Here is a 25333-nt window from a genome sequence, read left to right as displayed (position 1 = left end):
ACCCAATGACACCCAAGGCTGACCCAATGTTCGACAAACGCCCCCGCAAGACCTTCCGCCAGCTGTTCGGCGAAAAGCAGGTCTTTACCCCATGCGTATGGGATTGCTATTCGGCCAAGGCCGCCGAAATGGCCGGCTTCGAAGCCATCCTGCTGAGTGGCGCTTCGCTGGGGTTTTCCATGTCGGGCGTGCCGGACATGGGCCTGCATAATCAGGAAGAGCTGGTCTGGGCAACCGACCGAATCTCGGACTATTCCCCGCTGCCGCTGATCATCGACGCGGATGACTGCTTCGGCGACGTGGCTCAGGCCTATCGCACCTGCCGCCGCCTCGCCAAGGCTGGTGCCGCCGCGATCCTGCTTGAAGATACTCCCAATGAACGCGGCTATGCCCGCTTTGGCCGCGCCATGGAAAAGGCGACGCTGGAAGGCAAGCTCGACGGCAATATCGAACATCCCGTCATCTCCCAGGAGCTCTGGCTGGCCAAGATCAAGGCCGCGCTCGATGCCTGCGCCGACACCGATTGCGTCGTCATCGCCCGCACCGAGTCCAAGCTGGAGCTGGGCCTCGACGACGCCATCGAGCGCTGCGTCAAGGCAGAAGCCCTGGGCGCCGAGATGACCTATGTCCACGGCCTGCGCACCCTCGAGGAATGCGAAAAGGTCAACAAGGCTCTGCCGGGCTGGAAGATGTTCGGCGACGTCGCCGTGGTCAACGGCAAGCCTTTCGTCGAACTCGATGATATCGCCAAACTCGGCTTCAACCTTGTCACCATGCATTACCTCGAGAAGGGCTCGATGTACGGCATGATGGATTTCGGCAAGCGCGTCTTCGGCGACATGAGCACCCGTTACTCCGACGAACACGACATGGGCGGCTACACCAAGGCCGAGCAGCGCGAACTGCTCGAGCGCGACATCGGCTGGATGGACGCCGAGGAAGAGTGGAAGAAGATCTGATCGATCTTCCACACCTGTGAATGAACAAGCGCGAGGGCGGCGGGTGTAGCACTGCATCCACCGCCGGAATTGGAAAGGGAACTGACGTGCTCAAAAGCGCAACGCCCTATTTTAGGGCCATATCTTCGCGATTGATCGCTGGCGTTCTGGTCTTCCTGCTGGTAACCTTCAGCGCGACCGCACTTTCCAGCCTGGCGCCCGGTTCTGTCGGTCAATTGATCCTTGGCGACTATGCCACGCCCGAGCAGATCGCCGATCTCAACGCCACCTATGGCTACGATTTGCCGCTCTGGCAGCGCTACCTCAACTGGTTGGGTAATCTGCTGCGCGGTGACCTTGGCGTCACCATGTTCAGCCAGCAGCCCATCGTCGGCGTCGTGCTCGAACGCGCCGCCGTGACCTTCGAGATCGCCTTCCTCGCCATGGCCGTATCGCTGATCGGCGTGCCAATCGCCATGTATACTGCCAGCCATCCCAACAAGCTGGCGGACAAGGTCATGCGCTCGGTGTCGACCCTGCTGCTGGCCGTTCCCACCTTCGTCATCGTCGTGCTGCTGGCCTATATATTCGCCATGGTGCTCCGCTGGTTCCCGGCGACTGGCTGGGCGAAATTCACTGAAAACCCGCTGGCCAATCTCTGGTACGTTGCGCTGCCTGTGCTCTGCCTGAGCCTGCACCAGACGGCCTATCTGTATCGCGTGGCGCGCAACGAGTTCGTCACCACGCTGCAGGAAGACTATATCGCGGTGGCCCGCGCCCGTGGCCTGCCGCTGGCCTATATCCTGTTCCATCACGCCCTGCGCCCGGCCATGCCACAGATCCTGACCGTGATGGGCCTGTCGCTGACCTATATGCTGGCCGGTTCCTTCGTTGTGGAAAGCTTCTTCGCGGTACCCGGCATCGGCTGGACCATTCTGAGCGCGGTCAAGAGCCACGATATTCCCTTGGTTCAGGCCATTCTCTCGCTCACGGTCACCATTTTCGTCATCGTCTTCATGCTGGTCGATCTCGGCTACGCGCTCATCGATCCGCGGGTGAAAGTATCATGACCGATATCGGCAACACCCCGGTCCTCAAGCCCAGCCCAGAAAACGCAACGCTCGGCCAGATCGTGCGCGCGGCCATGCCATGGTCAGCCAAGCTCAAGATGCCCGGTGCCACGCCCTTCGAGGCTCTGGCTGCCATTTTCCTGGTCCTGCTGGTCCTTGTCGCCCTGTTCGTTGACTATATTCCAGGTCTCGTCAGCCCCCGTCTGCCTTACGGCGACTTTTCGGCGCTGCCTGATCTGACCCTGAATGGCCTGCTTGGCACCGATGACATCGGCCGCTCCATCCTCTCCCGCGTCCTGCATGGCGCGCGGACCTCGCTGATGATCGTCGCGCTCTCGACCACCATCGCCGTGGCCTCGGGACTGCTGTTGGGCATGCTTGCGGGCTACTATCGCGGCATTTTCGAGCGCGCCGTGGACCTTTTCGCCAACGCGCTCGCGGCCATGCCTTCGACGCTTGTGGTCTTGGCGTTCATGGCCGTCACTGGTCCCTCTGTCGTCACCATCATCGTCGTACTCGGCATTTTCGACATCGGCACCTATGCCCGCGTCGCCAAGGCGGGCGTCATCTCGCAGTCCAATCGTGACTACGTCCTGGCCGCCCGCGCCATGGGCGCCACGGATGGCCGCATCATGCTGCGGGAAATCCTGCCCAACCTCATCCCGGCGCTCACTGCCGTCATGCCCACCCTGATGGCGGGTCTCATCATCACCGAAGGCTCGCTGAGCTTCCTCGGTTACGGCATTCCCGAGCCGGCACCGAGCTGGGGTGGCATGATCGCCAGTTCCACGGACCTGATCAGCCGCTTCCCACTGCTGCTCCTCGGACCAGTGCTTGCTGTCGTGCTGACGGTCTACGCCTTCAATACCATTGGCGACTACCTGGCGCAGCGCCTCAACAGCCGCGAACGGGAGAGCTGAGATGGACATGACCACCACATCCCGCCCGGTCCTCTCCTGCGAGGCCATGACCTGCGAGCTCGACTCCAGCAAGGGCCCGCTACAGATCCTGCAGGAGATCAACTTCAGCCTCGATACCCACCGTGCCCTCGGCATCGTCGGGGAATCGGGCGCCGGCAAGTCCATGCTGATCAAGGCCATCATGGGCATCGCTCCGCGCGGCATGCGCATGTCGGGCAAGATCACCCTCGATGGCGATGACCTCTCGACGCTTTCGCCAAAGAAGCGTGCCAAGCTGGTTGGCCGCAAGGTCGGCATCGTCTTCCAGAACCCGATGACCTCGCTCAATCCCTTCGTCCAGATCGGTCGCCAGATCGAGGAGGCCGGTTGCATCCATCTTGGCCTTTCCAAGACCGAGGCGCGCACCCGGGCGATCGAACTGCTGTCCTTCGTCGGCATGCCCGACCCCGAGGATTGCTACGACTATTATCCGCACCAGTTCTCCGGCGGCATGAAGCAGCGCATCATGATCGCCGCAGCCCTGATCTGCCAGCCGGATCTGCTGATCGCCGACGAGGCCACCACGGCCCTCGACGTGACCGTGCAGAAGGAAGTTCTGGACCTGCTGCAGACCATCCAGGCCGAGCGGCAGATGTCGATGATCCTCGTGTCGCATAACCTGGGCGTGGTTGCCGGCCGCACCGACGAAATCCTCGTGCTCTACGGCGGCAATGTCGTCGAATACGGCCCCACGCGCGAAGTCTTCCGCAACCCGCGTCATCGCTACACCGAAGCTCTGCTCTCGGCCATGCCGCATATGGATCAGCCGGCCCATTCCCGCTTGCGCACTATTCCCGGCCAGCCGCCCAACCTGGCCAATCGCCCGGTCGGCTGCCCCTTCTCGCCGCGCTGCCCGTCCGCCACGCAGGTCTGCCACGACGTGATGCCAGCCATGTCAACCGGCGTTGATGCATCGCATCGCTTCGCCTGCCACAACCCGCTCCCCGAAGTTGCCCGCCCTGCCTCTGCGGAGACCGCCCATGTCCAGTGATCTCGTGCCCGCCGAAGACACCATCCTCGAAGTCCGCAACCTCTCCGTCAGCTTCACTCGCTCAGGCAAGCAGATGAAGGCTGTCGACGACGTGTCCTTCTCCGTCGCCGCTGGTGAAACCCTGGGGCTCGTCGGCGAGAGCGGCAGCGGCAAGACCACGATCGGTCGCGCCATCCTCCGCCTGCTGCCCGGTGCCAACACCACGTCCGGCGGCGACGTGCGCTACAAAAAGACCTATCTCAACAGCCTCTCCAGCACCGATATGCGCCTGATGCGCGAGAAGCTGCAGATGATCTTTCAGGATCCGCTGTCTTCGTTCAATCCGCGCCGCAACGTGGAAGATATCGTCGCCGAAGGTCTTGTCATCCAGGGCAAGCGCAAAGGCGAGCGCGCCGAACGCGTCAAGGATGCGCTCAACGCCGTTGGCTTCGACCTCGAAACCGTCGCCGGTCGCAAGCCGCACCAGTTTTCCGGCGGCCAGTGCCAGCGCATCGCCATCGCCCGTTCGCTCGCCGTCGAGCCCGAACTCATCGTTTGCGATGAGCCCGTCGCCTCGCTCGACGTCTCGGTCCAGGCCCAGGTCATCAACCTGCTGCAGGACATCCGCGAGAACCGCAAGCTGGCGCTGATCTTCATCTCGCACGATCTCGCCGTGGTGAAGAATGTCAGCGATCGCGTCGCCGTGCTCTATATGGGCCGCATCGTCGAACTGGGCACCGGGCCGCAGATCTATGATCGTCCCGCCCACCCCTATACCCGTACCCTGCTCGAAGCGGTCCCCGTGGTCGATGCCTCGCGCAAGATCATGCCCGACGGCAAGCGCACCATCATGCCCTCGCGCAATCGCCCGCAAAGCGGCTGTGCCTTCCGCACCCGCTGCCCGCGCGCCAGCGACATCTGCGTCGAAAACGTCCCTGTCCTCACCGAAGCGCCGAACGGCCAGGCGGTGGCCTGCCATCATCCCCATGATGAACCGGCCCCCGGAATGGCGGCGTAACATGACGAGCACCGGTTTTCTCAAGCGGCTCTGGCCGGATATGTGCGCCGCCTATCGCGACGGCGATCTGGCGCGCGCCTGCCTCTCCGTCCAGGAAGGCTATGACTTGGACGTGCCCCTGCTGCTGGTCCTCTGCCTTGCCGACAGGGCAGGGCACCTGATCGGACGCGAGGCGCTGACCAAGCTGATCGAGGATTGCGACGCCTGGCGCGGCGCCGCCATCCTGCCGCTGCGCTTCGCCCGCCGTGAGATGAAGGGCAAGTTCACCGACCCCGCCGAACTGGGCCTGCGCGACGACATCAAGCGTCTTGAGCTCGAAGCCGAACGCCTGCAGGTGCTCCGCCTGGCCGAAACCTTCCCGCCTGCCCGCGACGACGCGGAGAGCACGGCGCTGACCTATTTGGCCATCCGTGGTGCCCCGGCACTTGCCGCCACTGACTTCATCAAGACCTTCCACCAGGCCTATGACGCGCAGGTCCTGCGCTCCATGGCGCTGGACTGATTGAAAGCCCAGGATCATGACTGATTTCGATACGGTAATTCGCGGCCGGTTTGTCGGCGAGGATGGCATTGTCGAGCGCGGCTATGCAGCCGTGCGCGATGGCAAGATCGCTCACCTGGGCAGCGGCGACGCGCCCGCTGCGAGGGACGTGCATGATTTCGGCGACGCCATCGTGCTGCCCGGCGTCATCGACGGCCAGGTCCATTCGCGCTCGCAGAAGGACCAGGAAGATTTCGACTGGTCGACCCGCTCGGCTGCAGCCGGTGGTGTCACCACCATCGTCGACATGCCCTATGATGCGGGTCTGCTGATCTCGACCGGCGACATGATCCGCGAAAAGGCCCGCAGTGCCGGCGAACTGGCCCGCGTCGATTTCGCGCTCTATGGCACGATCAATCCAGCCCATGGTCCCGCCCATATCGCCGAAATGGCCGAGGCCGGCGCCGCCTCGTTCAAGTTCTCGACCTTCAATACCGACTCCACCCGCTTTCCGCGCATTCCCACGCCGCTGCTGCATGCCGCCTTCACCGAAGTGGCCAAGACTGGCCTCATTGCCGGCGTGCACAACGAGAATGACGAATGCGTCCAGGTCTGGAGCAAGGCCATCAAGGCCACCGGCCGCACCGACTATCGCACCCATGGCGAAAGCCGCCCGCCGATCGCCGAGACCCTGGCCATTGCCGAAGTCTACGAAATCGCTCAAGCCACCGGCGCCTCCGCCCATATCGTGCATTGCTCGGTCGGTCGCGGCTATGACATCGCCCAGGCCTATCGCGCCCAGGGTGTCGACGCGACCATCGAAGCCTGCATCCACTATCTCGTCTGCTCTGAAGAGGAAGACGTGTCGCGCATGCTGGGTCGCGCCAAGTGCAATCCGCCGATCCGCTCGGCTGCCGAGCGCGAAAAACTCTGGCAGCACCTGGCCGCCGGCCACATCACCATCGTCTCGACTGATCACGTCTCTTGGGGCCTCGAGCGCAAGTCCTCGCCGGTCATGCTCGAAAACGCTTCCGGCATGCCCAGTCTCGAAGTGCTCCCGAGCCTCCTGCTCGACGGCCTGACCGATCGTGGCTTGCCGCTGACCCATGCCGCCAAGCTCCTCGCCTCCAATCCGGCGCGCCTCTTCCGCATCGCCGACCAGAAGGGCGGCTTTGGCCTTGGCCTCGATGCCGACTTCGCCGTCTTTGCCGAGCGCCCGCGCTATTACGATCCCGCCGCCAGCGGCCACAATGTCGTGAGCTGGAGCCCCTATGAAGGCCGCCTGATCCGCCACGCGCCAGTGGCCACCTTCCTGCGCGGCGAAATGGTTTTCGATGGCAGCAATGTCCTGGCCCAGCCCGGCAATGGTCGCTTCGTCAAGCCCAGCCGGCCACAGGCCGTGAGCGCCGCCGCATGAACATGGCCCTGACCAATACGCCACTCAAGGTCGACCGCGAGCAGCTGCAGCGCGACTTCGACGCGCTGGCCGATCTGACCGAACCCGGCAAGCCGTGGACGCGCCGGTCCTTTACACCCATGTTTCTCAAGGGGCGGGACTATCTTGCCGCGCGCTTTGCCGAAGAGGGCCTTGCAACCCATATCGACACTTCGGGAAATCTCACCGGCACCTGGTTCGGATCCAATCCCGATCGCCCCGTGCTGATGACCGGTTCGCACAGCGACACCGTCCCCAGCGGCGGACGCTTCGATGGCATTGCCGGCATCCTCTGTGGCCTTGCCGCCATCCGCGCGCTTCGTCTTGCCGGTTACCAGCCGGAACACAGTATCGAGCTCGTCGACTTTCTTGCTGAAGAACCCAGCGAATGGGGTCTCTCCTGCATCGGCAGCCGCGGCATGGTCGGGGCTTTGACGGACACCCATTTCGCCATGTCTGGTCCTGATGGCGAGCGCCTCGACACTGCCATCACCCGCATGGGCGGCAAGCCCGAGGCCATCGCGCAAACCATCCGTAGCGATGTCGCAGCCTTTGTCGAAATCCATATCGAGCAGGGCCCGGTCCTCGAAGCCGAAGACATTCCGCTTGGCGTTGTCTCCGGCATTGCCGGCATCGCCCGTGTCCGCCTGCGCCTCGAAGGCGAGGCTGGCCACGCCGGCACCGTACCCATGGCCATGCGCAAGGACGCCGGTATCGCCATATCGCGCCTCCTGATCGCCCTGCGCGATGCGGCCAGCGCCGAGGCCGACAAGGGCCGCGGCCATTTCACCGCCACCATCGGCGTCATGCATCTCGAACCCAATGGCGCCAATGTCGTGCCAGGGGCGGCGGAAGCCATCGTCGATATCCGCGCCGAAAACGACGCGGCCATGGACGACTACCTTGCCCTCATCGAGACCCTGGCCGCAGACGCCGCGACAGCCGAGGGCTGCGTGGTCGCCGCCATCGAGCGCCTCAGCCGCACCTTCGCGGTCGCCTGCGACGATCGCCTCCAGACCCTCATCAGGGATGCGGCGGACGCGCATGGCCTTGCCACGCGTCCCCTCGCATCCGGCGCCGGACACGATGCGGCTTTCGTTGCCCGCATCGCCCCCGCCGCCATGATTTTCGTGCCTTCCAGAGGCGGCATCAGCCATGCCCCCGAAGAATGGACCGATAATGAAGCCATCGCCCGCGCGGCCGATGTGCTGACCCTCACCCTTTCCACCCTCGATCAGCGGCCCCTGGCCCCTACCGCTTAAGCGCCTCCCCCTCGGCGCCCCTCAAAGGAATGAAGAAATGAGCACCATTGTTCTCGACGGCGACAGCCTCACCATCGAACAGGTCGTCCGCATCGCCCGTGAAGGCGTCAAGGTCGAGCTGGCGCCTGCTGCCCGCGCCGAAATCGTCAAGAAGCGCGCCTATATCGAAGAAAACTGGCTGACCGAAAACGCCCCGCCGACCTATGGCTTCAACACCGGCGTCGGCAAGCTCAAGGACTACAAGATCAATCAGGCCGACAACGAGCAGTTCCAGCTCAACATCGTGCTGTCGCACTGCTCGGGCCTGGGCGAACCGGCTTCAGAGGAAATCGTGCGCGCCATGATGGCCGTCCGCATCAATGCCTTCTGCGTTGGCGTCTCGGGCCTGCGCATCGAGGTCGTCGATCGCCTGATCGCCATGCTCAACAACGGCGTCCACCCCATTGTCCCCATCCAGGGTTCGGTGGGCGCTTCGGGCGATCTGGCCCCGCTGGCCCATATGGTGTCGGTGCTGATCGGCTATGAAAAGGCCGAAGCCATCTACCAGGGCACCCGCATGCCCGCGCCCAAGGCGCTCGAACTGGCCGGCATTTCGCCCACCAAGTTCGACCTCAAGGCCAAGGATTGCCTGGCGCTGATCAATGGCAACAGCCTCTGCGCCGGCATGGGCTCGTTGACCATCTGGGATGCCGAGCAGCTGATGAAGACCGTCGATGCCATCGGCGCCCTCAGCCTCGAAGCCATCCGTGGCGAACAGGCCGCTTTCGACGCCCGCATCCATGCCGTGCGCAAGCAGCCCGGCCAGATCAATGCCGCCGAAAACATCCGCCGCATGATCACCGGCTCGCGCCGCACCTCGGAATCGGCCCGCGCCGTGCGCCTCGAAGACGACATCCTGCATCCGGTGCACCATGCCCGCATCCAGGACCAATATTCCTTCCGCTGCCTGCCGCAGGTCCATGGGTCCTGCCGTGACCAGCTCGAGCATGCCAAGACGCTGATGACCCGCGAGCTTAATGCCGCGACCGACAATCCGCTGGTGTTCTGGAACGAGGCCGGTGCGCTCGAATTCCTCTCGGGCGGCAATTTCCACTGCGAGCCCATCGCTTTCGCCATGGACTTTCTCGCCATCGCCCTGATCGAGATCGGCAATATCTCCGAGCGTCGCCTGTTCGCGCTTTGCGATACCACGCTCAACTACGGCCTGCCGCCCAACCTTGCCGGCAAGCCGATCGGCCTCAACTACGGCTATGGCATTCTCTCAACTGCCGCTGCCGCCATCGCCTCGGAAAACAAGACCCTGGCCTTCCCCTCGGTCGCCGATACCATCCCGACCAAGTCCAGCCAGGAAGATCATGTCTCGATGGCCGCCTGGTCTGCGCGCAAGGCCCAGCAGGTTCTCTCCAACTTGCCCAAGATCGTCGCCGTGGAAGCTCTGCTCGCCACCAAGGCCATCTTCCTCACCCGCGACGCGCTCGGCCAGTATGCCCTCGGCAAGGGCACCCAGGCACTCTATGACGCCATCGCCGATGCAGTCCCGCTGCAGGAGCAGGACGGCTACATGCAGGACCAGATCCTGCCCATGATCGCCATGCTCAACGCCGGCAAGGTTCTTGCCGCCGCTGAAACCGCCGTCGGCGCACTGAACTAATTCAGTTCCTGACTGGACCCGCGGCAGTGCTGACAAGCGCTGTTGCGGGTCATTTTCTCGTCTCTCTTTGCATGGCTTGAGCACGATGATGGCCGGCCCTATGCTGCCTCTTATGGATAAGGCCGGCCTCGAACTCTCTTTGCTGTCAAAGTTCGTTCTGGCCTGCCAGTCGCCCCGCCTCGCCGACGCCGCCAAACGCCTCGACCAGAGCGCGCCTGCGCTGTCCATGGCCTTGCATGGTCTTGAGGAAAAGCTCGGCCTCAAGCTCTTCGTGCGCCGCGCCGGCGGCCTCGACCTGCTGCCCTCCGCCTTCTGGCTGTTTCGCGTCGGCACGCAGCTGCTCTATCTTGAGGAAATCGCCCGCAAGGCCCGACCGCTTCAGGGCGCCCGCCAGGTCAAGCTGACTGTCGACCTTGAACTCAACTTCGCCATCGGCCGGGTGTCGCGCGCGCTGTTACGCACCTGTCAGGACCTGATCGTCTCCCATCCTGAACTGATGGTCGAATGGCGCTTTGCCGGCTTCGACAGCAATGATGCCGGCGATCCCATCGGACTGTCGGCCTCCGAACCCCTTCCGGAACAGCAGGGCTACATCCGGCTCTTCTATGCCAATCGCACCAAGGCCCCAGCTGCGGCCATCCCGCTCTATGACGATCCCTGGATTGTCGTTGGCAGCCCGGGCAGCCGTGTCGGCGAGACGGTGGAAACCGACCAGCTGACCATGCTGCGCATGCGGCCCGAGATCACCGATGTCATGCTGGCTTTCGCCCACGGCCGTGGCTTTGCGCACCAGCTGCAGTTCCGCGACGAGGAGCCGGCCCAGCTCGCCGATATCCTGCGCGAACATCCCCATCTGCGCCTGCTGATGCCGTCCAACCTGCTGCCCATCCGCCTTGGCCTCGCGCGCCACGAGGTCGTGCCCTTCAATCCGCGCTTCGTCTCTTCCATCTATGGCCAGCTCTCGGGCAGCGCCGCCGACTATGGCAATGTCTTCCTGGCCGCCCTGCAGCGCCAGCTGGCCGAGGAAGGCACGATTGCCTTCACGCCACGGCTCACCACCCGCCAGATCCACTATTTTAACCTCGCCGCCCACACCGGCAGTATTTCTGCAGCGGCGCGTGTTGCCAATACGGCGCAGTCCTCGGTCTCCAAGAACATCTCGCAGATGGAGGATGTGATGGGCGGCGCGCTGCTGCGCCGCACCGAAGAGGGCGCAACGCTCTCCCCACTTGGCGAAATGGTGCGTGGCCTCACCAATGGCATCGAGGAGCGGCAGGACTGGATCATCCGCAAGGCGCATGACATCGCCGCCCATTCCGAGGCCCGGGTCACCATCGGCACGCTCCCCAGCTCGGGCCACGACAGCGCCCTGACCGAGCGCATCGCCGAAGTCGTCACCCGCATCCATGCCCGCCACCCCGACTGGCAGCTTCAGGTCGTCGAAAGCTCCAACACCGTGCTGCATGAACGCGTGCGCGCCGGCGACCTCAATCTGGCCATTGTCGGCGTGGTCAATACGCAGGTGGCCCGTATCCGGCTGGGGCCGATGGAGCCGCTGGCCGTCATCGCCCATCCCTTGGTCAATCTGGGCGGCCGTAAGGAATTCCGGCTCGAGGACGTCGTGGCACTGCCGCTCGTGCTGGGTCGCCATCACCTCTCTATCCACCAGAGCTTCGCCGACGCAGCCCACCAGCGCTCGCTAAGGCTGAAGCCTGTGGTGGAAGTGGGCTCGCTAGCCCTGGCGATCTCCATGGTGCGTAAGGCGCCGCTCTGCACCATCCTGCCGGCATCCTCGGTGCGGCAGGATATCGAAGCCGGCAATCTGCAGATGGTGCCGATCCGTCAGGACGAGCTCTCAAGCGCCCTGTCGCTGATCTTTTCGGCAGAGCGCGAACTCTCCGAGGCCGAGCGCGCCATCGTGCAGGAATTCACCCGCGTCTTCCGGCCCGGCCATCAGGCCGAGCCGGTTGAAACCGCTCAAGTCGCCGAAAAGACGATCTGAGCCTTCATCGCCTGCGACCGGTCCGACGCCAGCGCAAAGGCCTCCGGCGCCTGGTCCAGCGGCACGGTGTGGGTGATCAGCGGACGCACGTCGATCAGCTTCCTTTGCATCAGTTCCACAGCCAGCGCGAACTCCTCGTGGAAGCGGAAGGATCCGCGCAGGTCCAGCTCCTTGGCGGTGATCGCCTGCATCGGGATGGTCATGTCGCCGCCCATGCCAAGCTGCAGGATGACGCCTCGCGGACGCAAGGCGCCGATGCCCGAGGCGAGGGCAGGGGCCGCGCCCGAGCACTCGTAGAGCACGTCGAAATAGCCCTTGTCGGCGCCAAAGGCGGCCAGCGCCTCCGGCTCCTTGCCCGTATTGATGACGCGATCGGCGCCCGCTGCCTTGGCAATCGACAGCGTGAAATCCGAAAGGTCCGTGGCCACGATCTCCGCCGCTCCGGCTCGGCGCGCAGCCAGAATGGACAGCACCCCGATCGGCCCGCTGCCGGTCACCAGCACCCGCTTGCCAAACATCTGCCCCGCCCGCCGCGTCGCATGCAGCGTCACCGCCAAAGGCTCGGCCATGGCCGCTTCGCCCGGCGTGAGGCTTTCGGCCACCACGCATTGGCTGGCCAGCGCCACCAATTGCTCGCGGAACGCACCCTGGATATGCGGGAAGGGCATGGCCGAGCCATAGAACCGCATGTTGAGGCACTGGTTCTGCAGACCCTCCTGGCAATATTTGCAGTGCCCGCAGGGCCGCGACGGCGACACCGCCACCAATTGCCCTACGCTGAGCCCGGTTGCGCCTTCGCCCAGCGCCTCGACATAGGCCGAGACTTCATGGCCCAGGATCATCGGCTCGCGCAGCCGCACCGTGCCGAAGCCGCCGTTGTGGTAATAGTGCAGATCCGAGCCGCAGACGCTGCCCGTCGCCAGCCGCAGCGATACCTCGCCGGCTCCCGGCTGTTCGGCAGGACGATCCTCGATGCGAAGATCCTTGGCGGCATGAATGACAATGGCTTTCATCAGAGCACCGGGGTTGGGAGGTTGCGGCCGGCAAAATGCGCGGAGAGATTGTCGCGCAGCAATTGACCCATAGCCTTGCGGGTCTCGATCGTGCCCGAGGCATGGTGCGGCTGCAGCAGCACATTGTCCAGCGCCAGGAAGCGCGGATTGAGCTTGGGTTCGCCCTCGAACACATCGAGTGCCGCCGAGCCCAGTGTCTTGCTCTCCAGCGCCGTCAGCAGCGCCTCTTCGTCCACATTCGAGGCGCGGGAAATATTGATCAGCATGCCCTCGGGCCCGAGGGCCTCGATCACATCCCCGCCCACGATATGCCGCGTCGCAGCCGAGGCGGCGAGCGTCACGAACAGAAAGTCCACATCGCGCGCCAGCGTCACCGGATCGGCCACGAAACGCCAGCTTTCTGGCGCAAAATCCTTTGCCGAGACGTCGCTGTAGGAAATCTCTAGGTCAAACCCGGCCAGCCGCTTGGCCACTTCAAAGCCGATCCGCCCGAGGCCGAGCACGCCGGCGCGCTTGCCCCAGACCCGGCGCTTGAGCGGATAAAGCCCCTGTGCCGCCCAGGATCCGTCGCGCACCCAGCTCTCGGCGCCGATCATGCCGCGCGACTGCACCAGCATCATCGCGACGCCCAGGTCCGCTACGTCATTGGTCAGCACATCCGGCGTATTGGTCACGCGAATGCCCCGCGCCCGGCAGGCCTCGAGGTTCACCGCGTCATAGCCAACGCCATAGACGCTGATGACTTCAAGCTTGGGACATGCCGCGATCACCTCGGCCGATGCGCCTAGTTCTCCACGCGTGGCAATGCCGCGCACCTTTGGCCCGACCTCGGCTAGCAGCGCCGCCTTGTCTGCCGCCAGGTCATGGCGGTGCACGGTGAACTCGGCTTCGAGAGGCACCTGGTCCCATTCGGGATAGGGGCCCATCTGAAGAATTTGCGGCTTGGTCATGGAGAAGGCTTTTCGCTTGACAGAAATTGTTATCGATAACAAACAGAAGAAACCGCATCTGTCGAGCCCGTTTTGTGGCAAGGAGCACCCAATGCAGATTTTTGATCTCACCGGCCGCCGTGCGCTCGTGACCGGCTCCTCCCAGGGCATTGGCCTGGCGCTGGCAAAGGGTCTGGCCGAGGCGGGCGCCTCCGTCGTCCTCAATGGCCGCGATGCCGCAAAGCTCGTTGCTGCCGCCGCCGAAATCCCCGGCGCCGAAATCCTCGCCTTCGACGTGACCGATCACGCCGCCGTCCGTTCTGCCGTCGATGCCTTCGAGGCCGAACATGGCGCCATCGACATTCTGGTCAACAATGCCGGCATGCAGTTTCGCGCGCCGCTGGAAGATTTCCCGGCTGACGCCTTCAATCTGCTGCTGCAGACCAATGTCATGAGTGTCTTCAACGTCGGCCAGGCCGTTGCCCGCCACATGATCACGCGCGGGGCCGGCAAGATCATCAACATCGCCAGCGTCCAGACGTCGCTGGCGCGCCCCTCCATCGCTCCCTACACCGCCACCAAGGGCGCCGTAGGCAATCTCACCAAGGGCATGTGCACCGACTGGGCCAGATATGGCCTGCAGTGCAATGCCATCGCGCCCGGCTATTTCGACACTCCGCTCAATGCCGCCCTCGTTGCCGACGACACCTTCTCGGCCTGGCTCGAAAAGCGCACTCCCGCCGGTCGCTGGGGCAAGGTGGAAGAACTGGTTGGCGCCTGCATCTTCCTCGCGTCCCCCGCATCGAGCTTCGTCAATGGCCATACGCTTTATGTCGATGGCGGCGTCACGGCCTCGCTCTGAGGGCACAGCCATGAAGATCGTGGTCATGGGCGTTTCCGGCTGCGGCAAGTCCAGTCTCGGCGCGGCTCTGGCGGAACAGCTCGGCATTCCCTTTCTCGAAGGCGACGCCCTGCACCCGCCTGCAAATGTCGAAAAGATGCGCAGCGGCACGCCCCTGACCGACGACGATCGCTGGCCTTGGTTGACTGCGGTGGCGCAGAGCCTCGCCGATCGCCCATCTGCCGTGGTCTCCTGTTCAGCCCTCAAGCGCAGCTATCGCGACCACATCCGCGCCGGGGCAGGGGGTGATGTTCGCTTCATCCATCTTGCCGGTTCGCGCGACCTGCTCGCCCGGCGCATGCAGGAGCGACCCGGCCACTACATGCCCGTCTCGCTGCTCGACAGCCAGCTGGCAACACTTGAGCCACCTGGCGACGACGAGGCACTGACCGTGGATATCGGGCTGCCGCCTGACGCCGCAGTCGCCGCTGCATTGGACTATGTGAAAGGGAGACAAGCATGACCATCGGATTGATCGGTGCCGGCGCCATGGGTGGCGCCATCGGCGCCCGCCTCGCCACCACTGGCACGGCGCTCAAAGTCTTCGACCTCGACGCTGAAAAGGTCGCAGCCCTCGTCACCCAGGGTGCCACAGCCGCCCCCAGCGCCGCCGATGCGGCCCGCGGCTCCAGCGCCATAATCCTCAGTCTCAACGTACCAAAAATCGTCCGCGCCGCCGTCTTCGGCCCCGGCGGCGTTGCCGAAGGCGCGGCCCCCGGCACGCTGATCATCGACATGTCCTCCATCGATCCCGGCGCCACCTGCGAACTCGCCGATGAAGCCGCGTCGCTTGGGCTGCGCTGGGTCGATAGCCCGCTCTCGGGCGGCGCCCCCAAGGCGGCCATCGGCCAGCTGACGCTCATGCAGGGTGGCGCTGAAGCCGATGTCATCGAAGCCCAGCAGGTGCTCGCCATTGTCGCTTCCAACCAGACCCATATGGGCCCGGTCGGCACCGGCCAGACCACGAAAATCATCAACCAGGTGCTCTGCGGCCTCGGTTTCATGGCGGTCGCCGAAGCCACGGCCCTGGCCGAAGCGGCTGGGGTCAACGTCGAGCGCATCCCCGCCGCACTCAAGGGTGGTCGTGCTGACTCGGCCCTGCTGCAGGAATACATGCCCCGCTTTGCCGCCCGCGATTATCGTCGCACCGGCCGCATCGACAACATGGTCAAGGACCTCGACGGCGCCCACGATCTGGCCCGCCAGACGGACGTCACCATGCCCCTCACCACGCTCGCTGCCGAAATCCATCGCCTCCTGACCAAAGCCGGACTTGGCGGCGAAGACCAGGCCGCGCTGATGGAATATTTCAGCGGCCCCTCCAAGGAGAAGTTTCTATGATTACCCGCTACGCCCTCTTCGAAGGCAAGGTGCACGAGGGTCAGGAAGCCGCGTTTCGCGCTGCTGTGACCGCAGAAATCCTGCCGCACTGGAAGCAGTTTCCCGGCGCCCTTTCGGTCCGCGTCTCCTATGCCGTCAAGCGCGACGACGGCGCCACCGAATTCCCGATGATTCTGGCCGTCTCCTATCCTGACCTCGCCACCTGCGATGCCGCCCTAGCCAGCGACGTCCGCCCGCGCGCCTGTGCCGCCACCGATGCCGTAATTGCCCGCTTCTTCACCGGCACCATCCATCACCATTGGATGGATGCCGAAGACTATGAAGAGCTCTGAGCTTTTCGCTTGAACCCCAAAGGCGTCGCTGATCATTTGGCGGCGCCTTTCCCTCCGCGACGGAGACGCTGATGCCGCCACGCCGCCCACCGACGATGCAGGATATCGCCCGCCGGGTCGGCGTTTCGCCCATGACCGTCAGCCGTGCTTTGCGCGATGGCACCTCCATCAATGCCCAGACCCGGGAAGCCATCCTGCAGGCCGTCGAGGAATTGGGCTATGTCTTCGATGCGACTGCCGCCAACTTGCGCCAGCAGCGCACCGGCTTCGTCGCCGTCACCATCCCCTCGATCAACAATGCCAATTTTGCCGATACAGTACGTGGTCTGTCGGAAGGCCTGAAGGCGCATGGCCTGCAGCCATTGCTCGGCTATACCGACTACGATCTTGACGAAGAGGAGGCACTGGTCGAGCAGCTCCTGCGGCGTCGCCCCGAAGCCATCGTCGTCACCGGCGGCCATCACACGCCGCGTTGCCGCCGGCTGTTGGAGGGCGCGGGCATCCCGGTTGTCGAAATATGGGACCTGCCGAACAATCCAGTAGGCCACGTGGTCGGCTTTTCCAATGCCGATGCTGCGGGCATGCTGGTCGATCATCTCGTGGCGCTGAACAAGTCCCGAATTGCTTTCATCGGTGGTGACACCAGCCGGGATTCTCGCGGTGCGGACCGTCGCAATGGTTTCGTTGCTGCCATGCAACGCCACGGGCTTGACGCCACACGCCTCGTTGCGGCGGGAACACCGCCCATTTCCATGCGCGAGGGCGCCAGCGCGATGCAGTCGCTGCTCGACGCTGCACCCGATACCGAGGCAGTCGTCGCCGTTTCTGACCTTGTTGCATTTGGTGCCCTGACCGAATGCCAGCGCCTGGGCATCGATGTCCCCGGACAGATCGCACTCGCAGGGTTCGGCAACTATGAAATTTCCAGCATATGCGTGCCCGCGCTGACGACCATTGATCCCTATCCGCTGGAGATAGGCTCGTCGGCCGCGCGAGCGGTGGTGCGCGCGATTTCGAGTGAAAGCGTGACGCCGCCCAGCGTCAGCATCATTGCACCGGAAATTCTTCTCCGGCAGTCCAGCAGGCTGCTGGCAGGTTAAGCGCAGGGGCGCTAGATCAATCGCAGTGGCCTGCCGCTCTCGAGCCTGTCCCAAGTCTGTTCTTGGGAAGGTCGATCCGCCAGTTCAACGATCGCCGTACTGACAGTCAATTAGGACAAGCGATTGTTGTCGCGTTAGCAGCGCCTTTACCAAATCCCCGTCACTATACGGGTGCGCGGTCTGGTATTGCTTACGCGCCGCAAGTCCTTCACTCGCCGCAGTATTTCATGCTCAAGCCCGTCCTCATATGCCTCTGCCTGCTCGCGGCGCCAGCTGCAGCGGCAGAATGGAAGTTCGAGGGCGGGAGCACGCCGATTGCCTATTTTGACAATGTCCACGCACAGTTCCAGTTCGCCTGCCGCGGTGGCGACCTGGCCATGGCCTATTGGGTGCGTAAGCCGGGCGCCGAGGTTGCGGCGGCAAGCTCGCTGAGCATCGCCATCAACACATCCGGCTCTGCAGTCTCCTCTGGCAGCGACACCAGCTTTGCCCAGGACCTTCCGGTCATCGACAGCGACGGCAGTTCGGTTATCGTGCGCGGCCCCGTCGCACGGCAATGGGCCCGGCTTGCCCAGGGCGCGGGCGACACGATCCATCTCGCCTTCGTCCGCACCAAAAGCAATGGTGGCCTGGAATTTCTCGATAGTCAGAGCTTTGGCGCCAAGGGTTCCTCTGCCGCCATTGGCAAGGTACTCGATCGATGTGGCTAGCTCTGATGGGATCTACAGGGTCTTGAGCGGAATGCACAGCGGCCGTCCATAGGCCGGATCGGTTATGACCATGGCGTCCACGTCGAAAACACTGGCAATCAATTCCTTGGTCATCAAGGCCTCCGGCCGTCCGCTCGCCGCCACCACGCCATCGCGCAGAAAGACCAACTGGTCGGCATAGCGCGCCGCCAGGTTCAGGTCATGCAGCACCAGGACAATGGTGCGGCCGAATTCCGAATTGAGCTGCCGCACGAGGTCAAGGCAATCGAGCTGATGCGACATGTCGAGATGGTTGACCGGCTCGTCGAGGCAGACGATCTCGGTCTCCTGCGCCAGCACCATGGCGATCCAGACGCGCTGTAACTGCCCGCCCGACAGAGAACCCAGATGGCGCCCGCGCAACTGTGTCACCCCGGTGCCCGCCATCGCCGCCTCGAGCGCGCGACTGTCTTCCGGGCTCCAGGGCTGCAGCATGGTCTGGTGCGGATAGCGGCCGAGGCGTACCAGTTCTTCGACCGTCATATCGTCGGGGGCCGAGGGGCTCTGCGCCAGCAGGCCGATCTGCCGGGCCAGCAGGCGCTCGCCGAGCTGGGCGATATCTGTGGTCTCGAGCAGGATCCGGCCGGCGCTCGGCTTGTGCAGCCGGCGGATGGCCCGCAGCAGCGTGGACTTGCCGCAGCCGTTGGGCCCGGCCAGCACGGTGATCTTGCCGCGCGGAATATCCAGCGACAGCGTGTCGAGAATGGTCGTGCTGCCATAGCCCAGCGACAGGGCATCGACGGCAATAGCGGCATTATCCGTCATGGCGTTGCCTGCTCATCAAGAGGAAAAGGAAATAGGGCGCGCCGATCACCGCCGTGACCGTGCCAGCTGGCACTTCAACAGGGCTGAACAGCACGCGCACGATGAGGTCCGCTCCAACCAGCATGATCGCGCCCAGAAGGAAGCTGCCGACAAGGCCGGCATAGACATTGCGGCCGACCACCAGCCGCGCCAGATGCGGTGCCATCAATCCGATAAATCCCACGCCGCCGACAAAGGCCACCGAAACCGCGGTCAACCCGGCCGCAAGTGCAAAGATCATCACGCGAAACACGGGCAGGTCGAGGCCGACGCTGCGCGCCGAAACTTCGTCCAGATCGGCCGGCGGCATCTTGCGCGCCGCCAGGAATGTGAGCGCGAGCAGGGGCACCAGCATCAGCGCAGTGACCTGGATCTCGCTCCAGTTGATCTCGTTGACCGCCCCGGCAATCCAGCGCGCCGCCTGGCTGGTGCGATAGATCGGCCCGATCAGCATCAGCACCATCACCAGCGCCTTGAACACCGCGGCAACCGCAATGCCGAACAGCAACAGGCGGACCGCCGAACTCGACTGCCGTCCGCTCAGCGCAAAAACCAGCGCGATGCCCAGGATCGCCCCAACCATGGCCGCCAGCGGCTGGTAGGCGATCGACGTCACCAGCGTATTGCTCTCGTTGGAGAGCGCTGCGAGAAAGATCACCACGCCCAGCGCCGCGCCGTCTATCACGCCCAGCACCCCCGGCGAGGCCAGCGCATTGCGCGTTACCTTCTGCAGCAGAAACCCGGCGACCGCCATGCCGCCACCGGCGAGCGCTGCGATCACCACGCGCGGCAAACGTAGTTGCAGCACGATGAGCCGCTCGGTCTTTTCCCCGGCGCCCAGGATGACGGAAGCCACCTGATCGAGCGGTATCCAGCTCGATCCGAAGGCCACCCCACTCAGGGCCAGCAGCACAAAGGCGCAGGACATGATGGTGATCGTCAGGGGCGCCCGCGCCCCGCTCACCGTCGTTCGCAGCCCGGTCATGCCGCTCTCCTCCGCAACAGCACGACAAGAACCACCCCACCGACTACGGCGGTGATGGCACCCACCGGTGCCTCCACCGGAAAGATGACGAAGCGCGCCGCGACATCGGCCAGCGTCGCATAGATCGCGCCGAGCAGACCCGCCGCGATGATCTGCCGGCCGTGCCGCAAGCCAACCAGCTTGCGTGCCGCATGGGGCACCACAAGGCCGATGAAACTGACCGGCCCCGCCATGGCAACCGACGCCCCGGTCAGCAGCGATACCGACAGAAAACAGCCGATCCGCACCAGCGTCACCGGGACACCCAGGCCCGCCGCCGTGTCGTCATCGGCCTGCATCGCATCGAGCGGCCGCGCCAGCAGCAGGGCCAGCGCGATGCCGACGGCAATGAACGGGCCTCCATTCAGCGCCAGCGTCATTGGCCGATCAACAAACGAGCCGGCCAGCCAGAACAGCAGATTCTGCAGCTGCGCCTCGTTATTGGTCAGAATGATCTGGACGATCGACTGGCCCAGCCCGGCAATGGTCACGCCGATCAGCACGATGCGGATCGGCGACAGGCCGCCGGCCCCCGCCGCAATGGCGAACACCACCAGCGATGTCACCAACGCTCCCATGGCCGCCGTCAGCGACAGCCCGATCAGCGAACTGACGCCAAAAACCGCACTCGCTACCACCACGGCAAGCGAAGCGCCCGCATTGAGGCCCAGCGTATCCGGCGAAGCGATGCGATTGCGCGACAACGTCTGCACCAGCGCCCCGGCAATGCCCAGCCCAGCCCCCACCAGCGGCGCAATGATGGCGCGCGGCAGGCGCAGCGTGGTCAGCACAGTGGCCGCTTCGGAGGCGTCAAACGCGGTCAGCGCCAGCCAGGCTTGCTGCAGACTGTAGATTCGATAGCCAACCGTCATGCTGAGCGCCATGGCGCCGAACAGCATGATGACCAGGCCGGCATAGACCATGCCGAGCGGCAGCGAACGCAATTGTGGTGCGGGCAGGGACTGGACCGATGTCAGGTGCGCCTCGCAAAGATGATTGTTAAAGTCAGGTTGACTTCTGGTGCCCTCCAAGACCATTTTGTGGTCTCCACTGTCAAGTTCGAGACTCGAAAATGCAGCGCTTTCGCATCGCAGTTCTGGCCGGCATGGCGCTGGTCGCAATGGCCACCACCCTGTCCGCCTCAGCCCGCGAGATAACCCATGCCATGGGCGTCACCGACGTGCCGGACGCCCCGCAGCGCATCGTCGTGCTGACCAATGAAGGCACCGAAGCCCTGCTGGCCATCGGCGTCGTTCCTGTTGGTGCCGTGCGCTCCTGGCTCGGCGATCCCTGGTATGCCCATATCGCCACAGACATGGCCGACGTCACGGTCGTCGGCGAGGAATCGGCCATCAATCTCGAGGCCATTGCCGCGCTCGAGCCAGATCTGATTCTCGGCAACAAGACGCGCCAGGAAAAGATCTACGACCAGCTCTCCGCCATTGCGCCCACAGTCATGTCCGAACGCCTGCGTGGCGACTGGAAGATCAACATGGCGCTCTATACCGACGCCGCCGGCAAGGGTGCCGAGGGCAAGGCCGCGCTCGACGCCTTCGATGCCCGCGTCGGTCGGATTGCCGAGGAAGCGGGTCCACTCCTTGAGGAAAAGATCTCCCTCGGCCGCTTCATGGCGGCGCTGACCCGCATTTATTACAAGGACACCTTCGCCGGCCTGATCCTGGGCGAAATCGGCTTCCACCGTCCCGCCGTGCAGGACAAGGACGAATTCGCCGATGACGTCGGCAAGGAACGCATCCCCGATTTCGACGGCGATCGTCTCTTCTACTTCGTCTACGAAACCGGCGATGGCGCAGCCCAGACCCAGGCCAGTGACTGGACCAGCGATCCGCTCTGGCAGAACCTGCCGGTGGTCAAGGCCGGCAAGGCCTATGCCGTCGATGACGCCGTCTGGAACACCGCAGGTGGCATTATCGCCGCCAATCTGCTGCTCGATGATATCGAAAAGATCTACGAGCTCCCCTCCACACGCTGATTGGGAGCGCCTGAGGGCGCTCCATCTTTTCCATCGAAAGTTGATCATGACCAAAGCCTTGCTCGTCCCGGCGCTGATCGCGCTGGCCATTGCCACGCCCCTGCAGGCCCGTGAAATCACGCACGCCCTGGGCGTGACCGATGTTCCCGACGCTCCCCAGCGCATCGCCATCCTGACCAATGAAGGCACCGAGGCCCTGTTGCATATCGGCGTGGTGCCGGTGGGCGCTGCCCAGTCCTGGGAGGCCGATCCCTTCTACGCCCATATCGCTGACCAGCTTGGCGATACCGTCTCGCTGGGCACCGAGACCGCGATCAATCTCGAGGTTCTGGCATCCCTCGAACCGGACCTGATCATCGGCACCAAGGTTCGCCAGGAAAAGATCTACGAGCAATTGTCCGCCATTGCCCCCACGGTGATGTCTGAAACCATCGGCGCTGACTGGCTGAAGAACTTCTCCTTCTATGGCGATGTCGTAGGACGCGGCGAGGAGGCCGCGGCCAAGGTTGCCGCTCTTGAGGCACGCGCCGCCGAGCTGGGCGTTGCCATCGGCGATGGCATCAACGAGGAAATTTCTCTCGTCCGCTTCGCACCGGGCCGCACCCGCATCTATTCCGATCACTCATTCCCCGGCGTCGTGCTCGATCTCGTGGGCTTTCAGCGTCCCGAGCTGCAGCGCAGCGAAGAAACCTTCGTGCAAATCGGCAAGGAGCGCATTCCCGAAATGGGCGGCGACCGCATCTTTTACTTCGCCCCCGATGATGACCCGGCGGAATCACTCTCCAATCTCGACGAATGGCTGAACGATCCTCTCTTCGTACAGCTCGACGCCGCCAAAAATGACAAGGTGTCCCGCGTCGAGGAACTGGCCTGGAATTTGGGCGGTGGCATTTACAGCGCCTATATGATGCTGGACGATATCGCCGAAATCTACGGCGTCACCCTGCCGCCCCAGGCCGAATAGGACGAGATGCGCAGTTTCTGCACCGACCACGCCATTGGCTGCGGCGAGCCCCTGACGGGCACCGCAGCCCTGGCGGAGCGGCACCTTTTCCTGCGCTGGCCCAAGGGCAACTGGCGCCGGCCCCGCTTTGAGACCGTTGGACTGAGCGACACCCTTCGAGCCGCGATGAAGGCCGCTTCGGGCGGCGGTCGCTATGTCGGCCTCGTTGATGGCGACGCCCTCGAACTCCTGTCCTTCCCCGATGGCACGCGCGTCATCCCCCGCGATCAGGACCATGCCGCCGAACTGGTCGCGCTCTGGCGAGAAGGAGCCGGCCTCGGCGGCACGCCTCTGCGCCGCACCATTCTCTGCTGCACCGATGCCAAGACCGACGCCTGCTGCGCCCGCTATGGTTTTCCCGTCTTCAAGGCCTTGGTCGCCGCCGCGCCGGCCTTCGACATCGACGTGTTGCAATGCACTCATATCGGTGGCTGCCACTTCGCGCCCTCGGTCATCGTCATGCCCGACCGCCAGCGCTACGGCCGGCTGACCCCCGCCGGCGTGCCCGACTTTTTGGCCCTGATCGCCCGCAACGAGATCTATCTGCCCGCCTATAAGGGCAATCCCGCGCTCGACGAACTCCAGCAATCCGCCGAAGCCGCCGCCCTGCACTGGGCCGACGGCCAGGTGCCGGTCGAAACGATCACCATTGGCGCCGTGGAAATGCATTCTGAAAGCGCGGCCACCGTGCAGGTCCATCTCGACGCCGTGACGCTTCTTGTCAAAGCCCGGCGCCAAAGCTTCCCGGTCTACGGCAATTGCCGCGACATGGACGCTGACCCAAAGCAGAAGGACCGCTGGGTCTCCAGCATCTCCTGAACGTCAGGCCGCGATCTCGTGCATTCTGGTCAGGCCCCTTTGCAGCGCCGCAAAGCAGATTGGATCGATCGCGGTATCGACGTCGCGTGCCATCAGGTCGATGGCGACGGAAACCTGCATGGCCTTGCGATAGGGACGATCGGCCGTCAGCGCGTCGAAAATGTCGGCCGTGGTGACGATACGCGTGTCGAGGTCGATCTCATCGGCACCGATCCCCATTGGATATCCCTTGCCGTCGAGCCGTTCATGATGGTTGCCGGCGATCACCGCCGTATCCACCAGCGCCGCAATCTTTGACAGGATGGTCCGGCCAAGTTCGGGATGTCGCTTGATGGCTGCCCATTCGGCCTCGTCTGGCCGGCCAGCCTTGTCGAGAATGGCGTTGGACACGCCCAGCTTGCCGATATCATGCAACAGCGCCGCTCGTCGCAGCCACCGGCGTCGCTGCTCGCTATAGCCAAGCTGCTCGGCAATCAGATCGGAAAACAGGGCAACGCGTTCGCTGTGCCCGGCTGTAAAGGAACTCTTGGCGTCGACCACCTTGGCGAAGCCGGCGGCAATGTCATCGAGATAATCCTCGTCGATATCGCGGATCAGGGTCGATGGCTCCAGCTTGCTCACCAGCTCATGCAGATTGCCTGCCCGCATGGCGAGCCAGACCCGCTGATCGTCGGCAAGCCTGTGCAGCGCATCGACAAGCGTAGGGTCGAACCAGCGGCCTGCCCGGGCGCGGGCTTCATCAAGCGCCGCCTTTTCTCCGCCGCGCATGAAAAACACATCCACCACCTGCGCCAGCAGCGCAATGCGGGCAAAGAGGGATATGTCCTGACCCTGTCGTCCGAGGGGTTGTCCCGAACCGTCCCAATGCTCGTCGAGATCCAGGATGCCCGAGGCCACCGTCTCGGAAAAGCGCATGGTCCGCGCGATCTCCGCGCCACGCTGGCAACGTGTCTCGATCAGCTCCCGCGCGATCTCGCCGCCATTTCGCGCAATGTTGATCATGGTCTGCAGGCGTTCGATCATCCCCGAACCGCGCGCCGTATGGCTGATCAGGAAGCGCAGCACCTCTGGCAGTTTGTTGTCCACCATTTTATAGGCGCTTTTGAAGCTGAGGTCGTCCGTCAGATAGAGCCGGCAGATGCGGGCGGCGTTGGAGCTGCAGCCGATGTCCTTGAGCAAGAGCGTGTAGTAGAGATCCGACAACTCGGCCTGCGAAAGGCCGATGGCGCGCCCCAGATGCATGCCGATCCAGCAGCAGCGCAGGCTGTGTCCAACTGGCTGGCCCTCGGTGATATCGAGGGCAAAGCTCAAAGCGCCGACCACGTCGGACAAATGGATTGCTGTCGACTTGCCGCTCATGTCCGTCCCCATTCCCGACGCCATCATGACCTGCAAATGTTAAGGCCACATGGTATGGGCCGACGGAAATTGGCCCCTCACATTTCCTTGTCATACGTATAAGTACTGACGTTCCGCGGAACAATTTGCGTCGTTAAACGCTATACATATCAACGAGCATCAACATGCGCCGACCCAATA

25 protein-coding genes are annotated in these 25333 nt (G+C 63.9%); 19 read left to right on the top strand and 6 right to left on the bottom strand.

The window, feature by feature from the left end; genetic code table 11:
• Nucleotides 1-26: 26 nt before the first annotated feature.
• From P0Y65_12060 to P0Y65_12015, 10 genes are all read left to right on the top strand, one after another.
• The gene (locus tag P0Y65_12060; GenBank protein WEK02942.1) at nt 27-959 is read left to right on the top strand and encodes an isocitrate lyase/PEP mutase family protein; all 933 of its coding nucleotides are present in this window, start codon (nt 27-29) and stop codon (nt 957-959) included.
• Between the two features lie 86 nt (nt 960-1045).
• Nucleotides 1046-2008 carry an ABC transporter permease gene (locus P0Y65_12055; GenBank protein ID WEK02941.1) on the top strand — a complete coding sequence of 321 codons (963 nt, stop codon included), beginning with the start codon at nt 1046-1048 and terminating at the stop codon, nt 2006-2008.
• On the top strand, nt 2005-2928 hold the full coding sequence (locus tag P0Y65_12050; GenBank protein ID WEK02940.1) for an ABC transporter permease: 924 nt from the start codon (nt 2005-2007) through the stop codon (nt 2926-2928). The genes P0Y65_12055 and P0Y65_12050 overlap by 4 nt, the downstream gene beginning before the upstream one ends.
• Before the next feature lies 1 nt (nt 2929).
• Nucleotides 2930-3958, top strand: coding sequence for an ABC transporter ATP-binding protein (locus P0Y65_12045; GenBank protein ID WEK02939.1), 1029 nt, complete (start codon nt 2930-2932; stop codon nt 3956-3958).
• Nucleotides 3948-4955 (top strand): ABC transporter ATP-binding protein, encoded by a 1008-nt coding sequence (locus P0Y65_12040; protein WEK02938.1) that lies wholly within the window; start codon nt 3948-3950, stop codon nt 4953-4955. Before P0Y65_12045 ends, P0Y65_12040 begins: the two co-directional genes overlap by 11 nt.
• Nucleotide 4956: 1 nt before the next feature.
• Nucleotides 4957-5457 carry a TIGR02444 family protein gene (locus P0Y65_12035; protein ID WEK02937.1) on the top strand — a complete coding sequence of 167 codons (501 nt, stop codon included), beginning with the start codon at nt 4957-4959 and terminating at the stop codon, nt 5455-5457.
• A gap of 16 nt (nt 5458-5473) precedes the next feature.
• Entirely contained in the window at nt 5474-6853 is a 1380-nt protein-coding gene (locus tag P0Y65_12030) for an amidohydrolase family protein (protein ID WEK02936.1), read from the top strand.
• Entirely contained in the window at nt 6850-8133 is a 1284-nt protein-coding gene (locus tag P0Y65_12025) for a Zn-dependent hydrolase (GenBank protein ID WEK02935.1), read from the top strand. The genes P0Y65_12030 and P0Y65_12025 overlap by 4 nt, the downstream gene beginning before the upstream one ends.
• Before the next feature lie 37 nt (nt 8134-8170).
• Nucleotides 8171-9784, top strand: coding sequence for a histidine ammonia-lyase (locus tag P0Y65_12020; protein ID WEK02934.1), 1614 nt, complete (start codon nt 8171-8173; stop codon nt 9782-9784).
• 100 nt (nt 9785-9884) lie between these two features.
• Complete coding sequence (locus P0Y65_12015; GenBank protein WEK02933.1) at nt 9885-11786, top strand: LysR substrate-binding domain-containing protein; 1902 nt, start codon at nt 9885-9887, stop codon at nt 11784-11786.
• On the opposite strand, the gene P0Y65_12010 is transcribed toward P0Y65_12015, so the two are convergent.
• On the bottom strand, nt 11762-12799 hold the full coding sequence (locus P0Y65_12010) for an L-idonate 5-dehydrogenase (GenBank protein WEK02932.1): 1038 nt from the start codon (nt 12797-12799) through the stop codon (nt 11762-11764). The two genes, P0Y65_12015 and P0Y65_12010, sit on opposite strands and share 25 nt — an antisense overlap.
• Nucleotides 12799-13749, bottom strand: a complete 951-nt coding sequence (locus tag P0Y65_12005; GenBank protein WEK02931.1) for a 2-hydroxyacid dehydrogenase — start codon at nt 13747-13749, stop codon at nt 12799-12801. Before P0Y65_12005 ends, P0Y65_12010 begins: the two co-directional genes overlap by 1 nt.
• Nucleotides 13750-13840: 91 nt before the next feature.
• Here P0Y65_12005 and P0Y65_12000 point away from each other — a divergent pair, with 91 nt between their 5' ends.
• From P0Y65_12000 to P0Y65_11975, 6 genes are all read left to right on the top strand, one after another.
• Entirely contained in the window at nt 13841-14590 is a 750-nt protein-coding gene (locus tag P0Y65_12000; protein WEK02930.1) for an SDR family oxidoreductase, read from the top strand.
• A 10-nt stretch (nt 14591-14600) separates the two neighbouring features.
• Nucleotides 14601-15092: a gluconokinase gene (locus P0Y65_11995; protein WEK02929.1), complete on the top strand. Its 492-nt coding sequence runs from the start codon at nt 14601-14603 to the stop codon at nt 15090-15092.
• Nucleotides 15089-15970 (top strand): NAD(P)-dependent oxidoreductase, encoded by an 882-nt coding sequence (locus tag P0Y65_11990; GenBank protein ID WEK02928.1) that lies wholly within the window; start codon nt 15089-15091, stop codon nt 15968-15970. Before P0Y65_11995 ends, P0Y65_11990 begins: the two co-directional genes overlap by 4 nt.
• On the top strand, nt 15967-16302 hold the full coding sequence (locus tag P0Y65_11985; GenBank protein ID WEK02927.1) for a hypothetical protein: 336 nt from the start codon (nt 15967-15969) through the stop codon (nt 16300-16302). Before P0Y65_11990 ends, P0Y65_11985 begins: the two co-directional genes overlap by 4 nt.
• A 68-nt stretch (nt 16303-16370) precedes the next feature.
• Nucleotides 16371-17402 carry a LacI family DNA-binding transcriptional regulator gene (locus P0Y65_11980; protein ID WEK06787.1) on the top strand — a complete coding sequence of 344 codons (1032 nt, stop codon included), beginning with the start codon at nt 16371-16373 and terminating at the stop codon, nt 17400-17402.
• A 227-nt stretch (nt 17403-17629) separates the two neighbouring features.
• Nucleotides 17630-18112, top strand: a complete 483-nt coding sequence (locus P0Y65_11975) for a hypothetical protein (protein ID WEK02926.1) — start codon at nt 17630-17632, stop codon at nt 18110-18112.
• A 12-nt stretch (nt 18113-18124) separates the two neighbouring features.
• Here P0Y65_11975 and P0Y65_11970 read toward each other — a convergent pair whose 3' ends face one another.
• The 3 genes from P0Y65_11970 to P0Y65_11960 are packed head-to-tail and all read right to left on the bottom strand — an operon-like array spanning nt 18125 to nt 21016.
• Nucleotides 18125-18916, bottom strand: a complete 792-nt coding sequence (locus P0Y65_11970) for an ABC transporter ATP-binding protein (protein ID WEK02925.1) — start codon at nt 18914-18916, stop codon at nt 18125-18127.
• The gene (locus tag P0Y65_11965) at nt 18906-19940 is read right to left on the bottom strand and encodes an iron ABC transporter permease (protein WEK02924.1); all 1035 of its coding nucleotides are present in this window, start codon (nt 19938-19940) and stop codon (nt 18906-18908) included. Before P0Y65_11965 ends, P0Y65_11970 begins: the two co-directional genes overlap by 11 nt.
• Nucleotides 19937-21016, bottom strand: coding sequence for an iron ABC transporter permease (locus tag P0Y65_11960; protein ID WEK02923.1), 1080 nt, complete (start codon nt 21014-21016; stop codon nt 19937-19939). Before P0Y65_11960 ends, P0Y65_11965 begins: the two co-directional genes overlap by 4 nt.
• Nucleotides 21017-21051: 35 nt before the next feature.
• Here P0Y65_11960 and P0Y65_11955 point away from each other — a divergent pair, with 35 nt between their 5' ends.
• Genes P0Y65_11955 through P0Y65_11945 form a run of 3 tightly spaced genes read left to right on the top strand, consistent with a single transcriptional unit; the run spans nt 21052 to nt 23794 of the window.
• Nucleotides 21052-21972, top strand: coding sequence for an iron-siderophore ABC transporter substrate-binding protein (locus P0Y65_11955; GenBank protein WEK02922.1), 921 nt, complete (start codon nt 21052-21054; stop codon nt 21970-21972).
• A gap of 46 nt (nt 21973-22018) precedes the next feature.
• Complete coding sequence (locus tag P0Y65_11950) at nt 22019-22936, top strand: iron-siderophore ABC transporter substrate-binding protein (GenBank protein WEK02921.1); 918 nt, start codon at nt 22019-22021, stop codon at nt 22934-22936.
• A gap of 6 nt (nt 22937-22942) precedes the next feature.
• Nucleotides 22943-23794 (top strand): sucrase ferredoxin, encoded by an 852-nt coding sequence (locus P0Y65_11945; protein WEK02920.1) that lies wholly within the window; start codon nt 22943-22945, stop codon nt 23792-23794.
• A gap of 3 nt (nt 23795-23797) precedes the next feature.
• Here the strand turns inward: P0Y65_11945 and P0Y65_11940 are convergent, their stop codons facing one another.
• A complete protein-coding gene (locus P0Y65_11940; GenBank protein ID WEK02919.1) occupies nt 23798-25153 on the bottom strand; it encodes an HD domain-containing protein in 1356 nt (451 codons plus the stop codon).
• Between the last annotated feature and the right edge of the window lie 180 nt (nt 25154-25333).

The organism is Candidatus Devosia phytovorans, from assembly GCA_029202405.1.
GTDB lineage: Bacteria > Pseudomonadota > Alphaproteobacteria > Rhizobiales > Devosiaceae > Devosia > Devosia phytovorans.
The sequence above is the reverse complement of the archived record's forward strand: the minus strand, read 5'-3'. Positions and strand labels throughout refer to the sequence as shown.